This window comes from Caulobacter zeae (assembly GCF_002858925.1).
Taxonomy (GTDB): domain Bacteria; phylum Pseudomonadota; class Alphaproteobacteria; order Caulobacterales; family Caulobacteraceae; genus Caulobacter; species Caulobacter zeae.
Genome location: NZ_PJRS01000022.1, coordinates 376,600 through 387,654 on the forward strand (window position 1 = coordinate 376,600; position 11,055 = coordinate 387,654).

Here is an 11,055-nt window from a genome sequence, read left to right on the forward strand (position 1 = left end):
TCGCCGGAATACCCGTGGCGAACGTACGTGCGAGCGCTATCGATCTTAAGCTGTAGCGTCGCGGCCCCGCACCCCTCGGTCGAGCCGAGGATGCATTTCCTTGGCCGAAAGTTCGACAATGCCCGTCCAGACCGCTACCAGCGCGCTGCACATCGATGTGCAGAACAAGATGCTCTACGACCAGCGCGCCGTCTCGACGGCGCCGGCGCCCGACAAGCTGCACGTCATGCAGCTGAAGGGCGGCGGGCAGAACATCCTGACCAACGGCGACTTCGACAACGGCTTCCGGCGCTACTATCCCGATCCCGCCAGCCTGTCGGGCTGGTCGGTGCAGACTGTGGGCCTGCCCGGGCTGGTCGTCGCCTCGATGACGATCGGCTATCGCGCCGACGGAAGCCCGCGCCTGTTCGTCTCGACCCCGGACGTCGGCGGCCCGACGGGAACCATCTACGAGCTGGCCGTGGCGGCCGACGGCGAGCTGGGCGCGCCCGTGCCGATCCAGAGCTGCGCGTCGGCGGCGTCGTCGATGCTGTTTCTGCCGCAGACCCCGGTGCTGCTGTGGTCTCAGGTCGAAGCCGGCATGCATGTCGTCAAGGGGGCCCACGGCGACAAGCTGGACCAGACCTTCTATCCGCACACGGGCTCATCTTCGGTGATCGGCGGCGACATGGTCGCCATCCCCAACCCGCCGTCGGTCTGGCCGAACCTCGGCTTCGTCGTCAACACCAGCCAGCCGGAACCTTGGGCGGTGTCGGTCCAGTCGACGACCGGCGACGCCGCGGTGATCGCCCTGCCTGCGCTGACCAACGCCAGCGGCGCCCAGACCATCCCCACCTCGACGGCGACGATCGCCTATCCCGACGGAACCGTGCGGCTGTTCGCAACCGCCGGCGACGGCGTCGTGCAGTTCGTGGACGCCAGCCAGCCGTCCACGCCGGGCTCGCTGTCCTGGGGAACGGCCTGGACACGCCTCGACCTCGGAACCACGCTGACCGGCGGCGCCCAGGTGCGCGCCGCCAGCCGGGCCGACGGCGGCGTGACCCTGTCGCTGCTGGATCTCACCACCGGCCTGTGGATCTCCGAACAGAAGAGCAAGGACGGCCCCTGGGCCAAGGCCGAACTCATCGCCCCCGGTATCGGCCTGGTGGGCGAGGCCTTCGCCGACGACCAGGGCGACTTCGGCTACGCCTATGCCGACGCCTCGGGCTACCTGCACGTGCTGACGCGCGACGCGCCGACCCCCGCTCCGAATCCCAATGACCCGCCGATCCCCGGCGACTGGGACATCCAGGACGTCCGCATCGAGAACGGCACCAAGCTGGTCCCGGTCAGCGTCTATCGCCTGGGCGTCATCGTCACCGACGCGAGCGACGGCGGCGCGCCGGTGGGCGGCGCGGCGATCTCGCTGTCCGCCGACGACGAGATCGCGGCCATGGTCAACGGCCAGAACCTGTATTTCAGCCGCGACGACGCCCACGTCGTGCAGACCGACGGCGACGGCTGCATCTGGCTGATGGCCGACATCGAAAACAGCCTGGCCACCCCGACCTTCACCGTCACCTCGGGCGACGCCCGCTTCGACGAGGCGATCACCATAAGGCCGGAGGCCGACGCCCAGACCTACGCCACCGGCGCCAGCGCCGAGGTCCTGCAGAACGCCACCGACGACACGGGCGCCCCTCTGCTCGCGGCCGGCTCGCCCTATGACAAGATCGCGGCCAACCTGGCCAAGCTGGGCGCCAGCGTCGCCCACATCTACGCCGGCCAGGACCACGCCTCGCCCCGACTGATCGTTCCGGCCCGCGCCGGCGTCAGGGTGCTGGCGAGCGGCCAGCGGACGCTCGAGCAGCCCGTCTCCGCCGGCTACTGGTCGATGCGGCGCGAGAACGGCCAGCTGACCTTCGACGACCACACCCCCGAGAGCGCGGCCCAGAAGCGCCAGGCGATGATCGCCCGCGTCGCGGCCTCGCGCGGGATCGACACGACGGCCGCCGACTTCGCGCCCGACAGCATCTTCGACGACTGGGAGGACGCCTTCGACTCGATCGTCGACGCCGTGTGCGACCTGGGCGACATCCTCATCGAAGGCCTGACCGCGACCGTCAATTTCGTCGTCGACGGCATCGAGCGGATCGTCTTCGCCGCGCTCGACGCGGTCTCGGTCGTGGTCGACGCGGTCAAGGCCGTGCTCAACTTCGCCGGCGCGGTGCTGGGCCGGGTGGTCGGCTGGCTGGTGCGGGCCATCGGCTGGCTGCTGGGCCTGCCCGACCTGGTCGGCATCAAGAACGACATCAAGGCGCGCATCGTCACCGCCGTGACGGGACTGACCCAGGCCCTGCCCGATCCCGCGACCTATGTCGCGCCCGCCACGGCGCAGATCCAGACCTGGAAGGGCGACATCGACCAGCTGATCGACCAGTACCGGTCGACCCCCGCCGGGACCCAGAGCAACAGCGAGTTCTTCGGCGGCGTCAGGACGGTGGTCTCGGCCCTGACCATGGGCGCAACCTCGATCATGCCCGAGATCAGCTGGGCGATCGAGAAGCTGCGCTCGGTGCTGCCGGACCTCGCCGACGACCTTCCCGCCGTTCCGGACTTCGGGGTGACGACGCCGCTGACGGATCTGCTGAGCCAGGCCGCCAAGGCCGAGGTCAGCATCGGCAGCTTCCTGGCCGACGTCGTCACCGCCGCGCTGGAAAGCTGGATCGGGTCGCTGGACGCGATGAACGGGGCCAACATCGATCCGGTCCTGGACGTGATCAAGACCCACTCCGACGACCTGCTCGACGCGCTCGCGGCCATGGTCCAGGACCTGGGCGACGTGTTCCACGCCCTCTGGGTCGCCCCCGCCCCCCAGACGCTGATCGACTGGCTGGACAGCTCGATCGACATCACCTTCTTCTCGGACTTCTACGAGGGGCTGGTGGGCAATGACTTCTCGGCCCTGGACTTCATCGCCCTGGCCGCGGCCATTCCCTATTCGATCATCGCGCCGTCGACCTCGACCCGGCTCGGCGAGGACTCCGAAGCCGACCTGTTCACCGCCATCCTGTCGCTGCGGATGGTGCGCACCGTCTTCGCCACCCTACAGGCCGCGGCCCAGGAACCGGCCAGCTCCACCGCCCCGCCCTCGGGCGCGGCCAAGCTGGTGGACCTGGCGAGCATCGTGCTCGACATCTGCATCGGCGGCCTGACCGTGGCCTACGCCGCCAAGGACAAGGCGCATTGGTACGCCCCGGCGGTCGGCGACCTGATGTTCGGCGTGCTGAAGGCGATATCGATGTGGGCCGCCGACGTGGCCAGGCCGAATGCGTCCAAGGGCGCGATGGCCACCGATATCGTCAGCATCTTCACGACCGGGGTGTCGGGGCTGCTGGGCATGCTGACCACCGGGCTCCGGGCCGACATGGCGGGCGTAGCGGTGGCCTCGATGGTCAGCGACCTGACGCACCTGGCCGTCGACCAGGGCAAGATCGACATCAGCAATCCCGACACCCGGACGGCCTACATCGCCTTCCAGTCGCTGCTCGCCGCCACGCCGGCGGTGATCTTCCAACTGGACGGAAGCCCCGATGCGAAGGCCGCGACGCGTTCGCCTACCCCCTCCCCGGCGTTGGCGCTCGCCTGACGAAGCCGTGTGCGACGCCCGGATCGGCCCGGGCGTCGCACGCTGCAAGTCCCTTTCCCACAAGGCCGGCGCTCGCCCGGACAGCCCTTCGTCGGATAGTCGACACTATCAAAAACCCATTGCGGCAAAGCGTCACAGAAGGCATTGGTCCCGAAACTGAAACCGTTGTTCGGCGTAGAAACCGGGGGAAACGGGGTCAAGAATGACGCGAAGCGCCGCCCTACAGGAGACCGGTCGCCAGACGGCGCTGCTGCTCGTGGTGGCGGCCGCCTTCGCGCTCACCCAGCTGTTCAGCGACGGCCTGACGCGCGGCCCGACCGGGGTGGCGTCGCTGTGGCCCGGCACGGCCCTGCTGGCGGTGGGGCTGATGGCGCTGGGCCCGCCGCGCCGACTGATCCTGACCATCGTCGTCGGCGTCATCCATTTTTCCCTGTGCCTGGCCTTCGGCGACAGCCTTGAACGGGCCCTGGTGTTCACCGCCGTTGGACTGATCGAGGCCTGGGGCGCGCGCGAGGCTGTGCGGCGGGCCTTCGGCGGGGCGGCCAAGGTGCGGACCATGCGCCACCTGGCCCTGCTGATGACGGTGATCGCGCCGGTGGTGGCCGTGACCGCCGCCATCGCCGCCGCCCTGCTGGCCCTGCTGGACGGCGCGCCGTTCATGGCCCTGTGGCGTGACTGGTTCGTCAGCGGGGCGCTGGGCATGGCGCTGATCGTGCCGGCGGTGCTGGTGCTGATCGACGCCGAGCACAAGCGCACCTTCCACCGCTCGCTGGGCGAGCGGCTGGGCCTGTTCGTGCTGATGGCGGTGCTGACGGCGGCGGTGTTCCACGACACCCGCGCGCCCCTGCCCTTCGTGCTGTTCCCCGCCGCCATCCTCTGCGCCTTCCGCCTGGGCCCGCGCGGGGCGGCCGAAGCCGCCCTGACCATCGCCGTGGTGTCGCTGCCGCTGGGGGTGTGGAACATCTGGCTGGGCCAGCTGCTGGCGCCGTGGAACCCGGCCCAGATGACGCGGCTGATCCAGTGCTTCGTCACCGTGGTGTTCGTCACCGCCCTGGCCGCGGGCCTGGCGCTGGCCCAGCAGGAGCGGCTGCGGCGCCTGCTGGTGAGGCGCGAGCAGCTGACCCGCTCGGCCCGCGCCCGCGCCCTGGCCGCCGCCGAGGCCAAGACCGAGTTCCTGGCCACCATGAGCCACGAGATCCGCACGCCGCTGAACAGCATCCTCGGCTTCGCCCAGCTTCTGGCCAGCCGGGGCGACCTGCCGGCCGACGCCCACCGGCAGGTGGGCATGATCGACACCGCCGGCGCGGCCCTGCTGACCGTGGTCAGCGACATCCTCGACGTCTCGCGGGTGGATTCCGGCCAGGTCGAACTGCTGATGCAGCCGGCCTCTGCCGAGGCGGTGCTGCACGACGCGGTCGGCATCGTCCGCCCGGAAGCCGAGGCCAAGCACCTGGCGATCGAGATCGACGTCATCGACCCGGTCGGCGGCCTGCACGACCTGGACGCCCTGCGCCTGCGCCAGGTGCTGCTGAACCTGCTCAACAACGCCGTGAAGTTCACCGAGCGCGGCAAGATCGTCGCCCGGCTGATCGTCGAGCCCGGCGAGGTCGAGGACCGCCTGCGCTTCGAGATCGCCGACACCGGGGTGGGCGTGCCGATCGAGGACCAGGCCCGGCTCTTCCAGCGCTTCGTGCAGCTCGACAGCGGCGCCACCCGGGCCTATGGCGGCGCGGGCTTAGGGTTGGCGATCAGCAAGTCGCTGGTCGAGCTGATGGGCGGCCGGATCGGGGCCGACAGCGCCCCCGGACACGGCTCGTGCTTCTGGTTCGAGGTCCCCGCCGCCGAGGCCGAGCCCCTGGCCGCGCCGGTGCGCGAAGTCGCCCGCGACCCCAAGGCCGCCCGCATCCTGCTGGTCGACGACCACCCGATGAACCGCGAGATCGGGGTCGGCTTGCTGCGCCTGGCCGGCTGCCACGTCGAGACCGCCGAGAACGGCCGCCAGGCCCTGGCGGCAGCCGCGCGCGGCCATTTCGACATCATCCTGATGGACATCCACATGCCCGAGATGGACGGCCTGGCCGCCACCCGGGCCATCCGCGGCCTGGAAGGCGCGGCCGGCCGCGTGCCGATCATCGCCATGAGCGCCGACGCCCTGCCCCAGCAGGTGGAACGCTGCTTCGCCGCCGGCATGGTCGACCACATCGCCAAGCCCGTGCAGCGCGAGGTGCTGTACGCCAAGGTCGGGCGCTGGCTGGAGGCGGGGTAAGGCGGGACCCCCTCTGTCAGCCGCAAGGGCGGATGGGGCGGATCGCCAGCGATCCGCTGGCGTCTCACGTGCGGGCGGAACCAGGGGTTCCCGCCACAAGGGCGGGAATGACGGGAGATTATGGGCAAAGGCTTTGCCTGCGCGACCGCCCCCGCTAACCTCCGCGCCGCATCGTACCGGGGGATCCGCCATGACCTTTTCGCGCCGCGCCGTGACCGCATCGGGCCTGGCCCTGCTGGCGGCCGCCTGTTCGCCGGCGAAAAAGGACGCCGCGCCGGGCCTGACCAAGCTGAAGCTGGCCACCGACTGGCGGGCCCAGGCGGAGCTCGGCGGCTATTACCAGGCCGTGGCGACCGGCGAGTTCACCAGGCGGGGGCTGGACGTCTCGATCGTCCAGGGCGGGCCGGGCGTGAACGTGCCCCAGCTCTTGGCCACCGGCGCGGTCGACATCGGCGTCGGCTCCAACAGCTTCATCGTGCTGAACCTGGCCAAGGAGGGCGTGCCGGTCAAAGCCGTCGCCGCCTACATGGACAAGGACCCGCAGGTGCTGATCGCCCACCCGGGAACCGGGGTGGACAGCATCGCCGACATGAAGGGCAAGCCGATCCTGCTGTCGGACGCCTCGGTGACGGCCTTCTGGGTGTGGCTGAAGGCCAAGCACGGCTTCACCGACGCCCAGGTGCGCAAGTACAACTACTCGGTCGCCCCGTTCCTGGCCGACAAGAGCCTGATCCAGCAAGGCTATGCGACGTCCGAGCCCTACCTGATCGAGAAGGCGGGCGGGGAGAAGCCGGCGGTGTTCCTGCTGGCCGACGACGGCTATCCGGCCTATGCCAGCTTCGCCCTGGTCACCGACCAGATGATCGCGCAGAAGCCCGCCCAGGTGCAGGCGATCAGCGACGCCATCGCCGCCGGCTGGAAGAGCTATCTCTACGGCGATGCGAAACCCGGCGACGCCCTGATCCTCAAGGACAACCCCGAAATGACCCAGGACCTGCTCGACCAGGCCCGGGACAAGATGCGCAGCTACGGCATCGTGCCCAAGGACGGCATCGGCGCCATGACCGACCAGCGCTGGGCGCAGTTCTTCGAGGTGGCGGCCGACCAGGGCGTCTATCCCAAGACCATGGACTACAAGCAGGCCTACAGCCTGACCTTCCTGCCGAAGTGATGCGGAGCCCGCAAGCGAGCTCCCTTCCCCCTGGATGGGGGAAGGGTCGGGGATGGGGGTGGCGCGGCGGCCAGACCGGACGCGGCGTCGAACGCCTCCAACTCAGCAGTCACCCCCACCCCTGCCCCTCCCCCATCGAGGGGGAGGGGTCATGAGCGTGATCGCCTCCCTCTCCGCCGTCGAGGTCGACTACCCGCGCGGCCGGGCGCTCGGCCCCGTCGACCTGGCGCTGGCCGCCGGCGAGGTGGTGGCGCTGGTCGGGCCGTCGGGGTGCGGCAAGTCGACGGCGCTGCGGCTGCTGGCCGGGCTGGAGCAGCCGACGCGCGGGACCGTGACCCGGGCGGCCGGCAAGGGCGAGACCTCGGTGGTGTTCCAGGCTCCCACCCTGGCGCCTTGGATGAGTACGGCGGCCAATGTCGCCCTGCCGCTGGAGCTGGCCGGCGTCCCCGCCAAGGAGGCGCGGGCCAGGGCGCGCGAGGCGCTGGCCAGGGTCCGGCTCGATGGGGCGCAGGACGCCCGGCCGGCCCAGCTGTCGGGCGGCATGGCCATGCGGGCCTCGCTGGCCCGGGCCCTGGTCACGGCTCCGCGCCTGCTGCTGCTGGACGAGCCCTTCGCGGCGCTGGACGAGATCACCCGCCGCGCCCTGGCCGACGACGTGCTGGCCCTGTGCGCGGCGCTGTCGCCGGCCGTGGTGTTCGTCACCCACAATGTCGAGGAAGCCGTCTACATGGCCGGCCGCGTGGTGGTGCTGACGCCGGGACCGGGCGTCGTGGCCGGCGAGGTGATGGTCGAGGGCCCGCTGGTGCGGCCGGCGGGGTTTCGCACGACGGCGGCGTTCCGCGAGACCGTGGAGGCGGTTTCCACGCTGCTGGAGGCCGGCCGATGACCCGCCGCCTCGCTCCCATCCTGTTCGTGGCCTTCCTGCTGGCCGCCTGGGAAGGCGCGTGCCGGGCGCTGCACGTGCCGGCCTACCTGCTGCCGGCCCCGTCGCAGGTGGCCAGGGCGCTGGTCGAGGCCGGGCCGCTGCTGGCGCTCAGCGCCTGGGGCACGCTATCGACGGCGCTGGCGGGGCTGGTGCTGGCGGCGCTGGTCGCCCTGGCCCTGGCGTTCTGCGCCGCCCTGAAGCCGATCGTCGAGGACGCCTTCGCCCCCGTCGCGGCGATCCTGCAGGTGACGCCGGTGATCGCCATCGCGCCGCTGGTGACCATCTGGGCCGGCATCGACCATCCGGGCCGGGCGGTCACCGCACTGGCGGCCGTCATCGCCTTCTTCCCGATCTATTCGGGCGCGATCGCCGGACTGAAGGCGGCCGATCCGGACCTGTCGCGCCTCTTCGACCTCTACGGCGCCACGCCCTGGCAGCGGCTGTGGCGCCTGCGCCTGCCCTCGGCCCTGCCGGCGATCCTGGAAGGCCTGAAGGTCGCCGCCGGCCTGGCCCTGGTCGGCGCGGTGGCGGCCGAGTTCGTGGCCGGCTCGGGCTCGAGCCAGGGCCTGGCCTGGCGGATGTTGGAAAGCTTCAACCGCCTGCAGACCGCCCGCGGCTTCGCGGCGCTGGCCGTGCTGGCCGCCATGGGCGTGGCGCTGCACGCGGCCCTGGCCGCGGCCGAGGCCCGGCTGCTGGCCTGGTGGCGGGGGCGGTAGGGAAACAGCTCCCTTCCCCCTTGATGGGGGAAGGCCCGGGGATGGGGGTGATGCGGCGGTTCCGCCGCCGACGCCGTGACCACCCCCACCCAACCCTCCCCCATCAAGGGGGAGGGCTTTGTCTTGAATCCGACCCTCCGCACGGCGCCGTTAGGCGGCGATTAAGCGGCGTCGGCTAGGGTTCGCAGACTGACAAGACTCCGTCCGGACCGGCATGCGCCTCGTTCTGCCCCTGCTGCTGCTCGCCAGCGTCGCCGTTCCGGCGCACGCCGACGACGTGCGCGAGAGCCGTTACGGCCCGCGCAGCCCGCGCGCCCAGGCCGCCGCCTCGGCCTATCGCGGGCCCATGCTGGGCTGGGCCGGCAAGGTGGAAGCGCCCACGGCGCCCGCCGCCGCCGAGACCAACGACCGCGCCGTGGAGCGCCCCGCGCCGATGGCCGCCTGGGCCGGCTACGCCAACGCCCCGGCCCCGCCGCCGCCCCAGCAGGTCCAGCCGCAGCCGCGCTACGCCCCCCCACCGACGACGCAGGCTCCGGGCTCGCAAGGCGCCCTGCCGACCAGCCTCTACAGCCCGCCCGTAGCCGCCGCCCAAATCGCTCCCGCCCAGATAGCTCCCGCCAAGCCGGCCGCGCCGCGCGTCTATCCGTCGAGCGAGCTGGCCGGAGGGCCGCCGCCCGTCCAGGCGACGCAGCCGCAACCTCGACCGGTCCAGGCCCCGGCGCAGGTCGCCGCCGCGCCGACCTACGCCAATCCCCGCGCCGCCGAGGGCTTGGCGCCGCGCACCTATTCGGTCGGCCGGATGTTCGGCCTGACGCCGGACCAGATCGCCGCCCCCGGCCCGCCCAACACGGTGCTGATGGCCGTCGACCCGGCCGCCGTGGCCACGGCGCCAGCTGACGACGAGCCCCAGCATGGCTCGGCCGACTGGCTGGCGGAGGCCGCCCGGGACGCCGGCCGCGACATGGCCTCGGGCTCGTCGGGCACCTCGGCGTCGCGCAAGAAGAAGACCACCGCCCAGGAGAGCGATTTCTGATGCTGCAATCGCGGCTGCATGACCTGATCGCCCTGGCCGACGAGCCCTCGAGCGCCAAGCGGCGCGAGCTGCTGCGCGGGGTGACCGACCTGTTCTTCACCGCCGACGACCACGGCGCGGTAGAGATGGGCCTGTTCGACCAGGTGATGGGCCAGCTGGCCGGCGAGATGGAAGAGGCCGTGCGCGTCGAGCTGGCCGAGCGCCTGGGCCAGTCGGCCGCGCCGCCGCCGAGCCTGACCCGCAACCTGGCTGGCGACAGCATCGCCGTGGCCCGCCCGATCCTGGCGGGCGCCGCGCCCCTGTCGGACGCGGATCTGCTGCACGTGGCCCAGACGCAGGGCCAGGAGCACCTGCGGGCGATCTCCAGCCGGGCCCGCGTGCCCAGCGCCGTCTCCGACGCCATCGTCGCGCGCGGCGACGACGACACCCTGGGCGTGCTGATCCGCAACGAGGGCGCGGAGCTGTCGCGCAAGGCCCACGAGACCGTGGTCGACCGCGCCGCCGCCAACCCGGCCCTGCACGAGGCGGTGATAGACCGCCAGAGCCTGCCGATCGACCTGCTCAACGAGATGTATTTCGTGGCCGAGGCGCGGCTGCGCGACCGGATCATGGCCCGCAACGAGAGCGTCGACCCGGCGGTGCTGGAGGCGGCCCTGGCCGCCGGCCGCAACCGCCTGGCCGCCCGCGACGGCGCCCTGCCGGCCGACTACGACGCCGCCATGCACGAGCTTGGCCTGATCAAGGCCCGCGGCCGCATCACGCCCCAGGCCCTGGCCAGCATGCTGCGCGCCAAGCAGACCAGCCTGTTCCTGTGCGCCCTGTCGGACATGGCCGACATCGACTTCCACACCGCCCGCAAAATCCTCGAGCGCAAGGAGCTCGACGGCCTGGCCGTGGTCTGCAAGGCCGCCGATTTCGACCGCGCCCTGTTCCTGACCTTCGCCCTCCTGATCCTGGATCCGTCCGAAGAGGTGATGGGCAAGGCCAAGGCTTATGGCGAGCTCTACGCCGCCCTGCCCCGCGAAAGCGCCCTGCGCACCATCCGTTTCTGGCGCCTGCGCCGCACGACCGGCGCGGTGGCGGCGGCCTGACACCCCCTCTCTCGTGGAGAGAGGGAGCGGCCCGATGGGAGGGTGAGAGGGTACGCCCTCTCGGACAATTCTCGATCCTTCACATCGTCATCCCGGCCGCAGCGTAGCGGAGAGCCGGCGACTGTGTTGGGTCAAGGCTGTTTGAGCCAGGGCTGGCCGGCCTTGAGCATGCTGTTGGCGGCGACGACGAGCTTCCTGGCGATGGCGACGAGGGCGACCTTTGCG

General features: G+C 71.5%; 7 protein-coding genes. All 7 read left to right on the forward strand.

The genetic code is table 11. The features are described from left to right. Positions 1–118: 118 nt before the first annotated feature. The 7 genes from SGCZBJ_RS13305 (at position 119) to SGCZBJ_RS13335 (ending at position 10,830) form a co-directional block, all read left to right on the forward strand. Positions 119–3,628, forward strand: coding sequence for a hypothetical protein (locus SGCZBJ_RS13305; RefSeq protein ID WP_101718470.1), 3,510 nt, complete (start codon positions 119–121; stop codon positions 3,626–3,628). 202 nt (positions 3,629–3,830) lie between these two features. After that, positions 3,831–5,894 (forward strand): ATP-binding protein, encoded by a 2,064-nt coding sequence (locus SGCZBJ_RS13310; RefSeq protein ID WP_101718471.1) that lies wholly within the window; start codon positions 3,831–3,833, stop codon positions 5,892–5,894. 190 nt (positions 5,895–6,084) lie between these two features. Continuing rightward, entirely contained in the window at positions 6,085–7,065 is a 981-nt protein-coding gene (locus SGCZBJ_RS13315) for an ABC transporter substrate-binding protein (protein WP_101718472.1), read from the forward strand. A 151-nt stretch (positions 7,066–7,216) separates the two neighbouring features. Next, complete coding sequence (locus SGCZBJ_RS13320; RefSeq protein ID WP_101718473.1) at positions 7,217–7,951, forward strand: ABC transporter ATP-binding protein; 735 nt, start codon at positions 7,217–7,219, stop codon at positions 7,949–7,951. Beyond that, positions 7,948–8,706: an ABC transporter permease gene (locus SGCZBJ_RS13325; protein WP_101718474.1), complete on the forward strand. Its 759-nt coding sequence runs from the start codon at positions 7,948–7,950 to the stop codon at positions 8,704–8,706. The genes SGCZBJ_RS13320 and SGCZBJ_RS13325 overlap by 4 nt, the downstream gene beginning before the upstream one ends. Positions 8,707–8,920: 214 nt before the next feature. After that, a complete protein-coding gene (locus SGCZBJ_RS13330; RefSeq protein ID WP_101718475.1) occupies positions 8,921–9,739 on the forward strand; it encodes a hypothetical protein in 819 nt (272 codons plus the stop codon). After that, complete coding sequence (locus SGCZBJ_RS13335) at positions 9,739–10,830, forward strand: DUF2336 domain-containing protein (protein ID WP_101718476.1); 1,092 nt, start codon at positions 9,739–9,741, stop codon at positions 10,828–10,830. The genes SGCZBJ_RS13330 and SGCZBJ_RS13335 overlap by 1 nt, the downstream gene beginning before the upstream one ends. The last annotated feature ends 225 nt before the right edge of the window (positions 10,831–11,055 follow it).

Bases quoted from the DNA above. Each gene is read 5' to 3' on its own strand.
- SGCZBJ_RS13305 (WP_101718470.1), top strand. From the start codon at position 119: ATGCCCGTCCAGACCGCTACCAGCGCGCTGCACATCGATGTGCAGAAC.
- SGCZBJ_RS13310 (WP_101718471.1), top strand. From the start codon at position 3,831: ATGACGCGAAGCGCCGCCCTACAGGAGACCGGTCGCCAGACGGCGCTG.
- SGCZBJ_RS13315 (WP_101718472.1), top strand. From the start codon at position 6,085: ATGACCTTTTCGCGCCGCGCCGTGACCGCATCGGGCCTGGCCCTGCTG.
- SGCZBJ_RS13320 (WP_101718473.1), top strand. From the start codon at position 7,217: ATGAGCGTGATCGCCTCCCTCTCCGCCGTCGAGGTCGACTACCCGCGC.
- SGCZBJ_RS13325 (WP_101718474.1), top strand. From the start codon at position 7,948: ATGACCCGCCGCCTCGCTCCCATCCTGTTCGTGGCCTTCCTGCTGGCC.
- SGCZBJ_RS13330 (WP_101718475.1), top strand. From the start codon at position 8,921: ATGCGCCTCGTTCTGCCCCTGCTGCTGCTCGCCAGCGTCGCCGTTCCG.
- SGCZBJ_RS13335 (WP_101718476.1), top strand. From the start codon at position 9,739: ATGCTGCAATCGCGGCTGCATGACCTGATCGCCCTGGCCGACGAGCCC.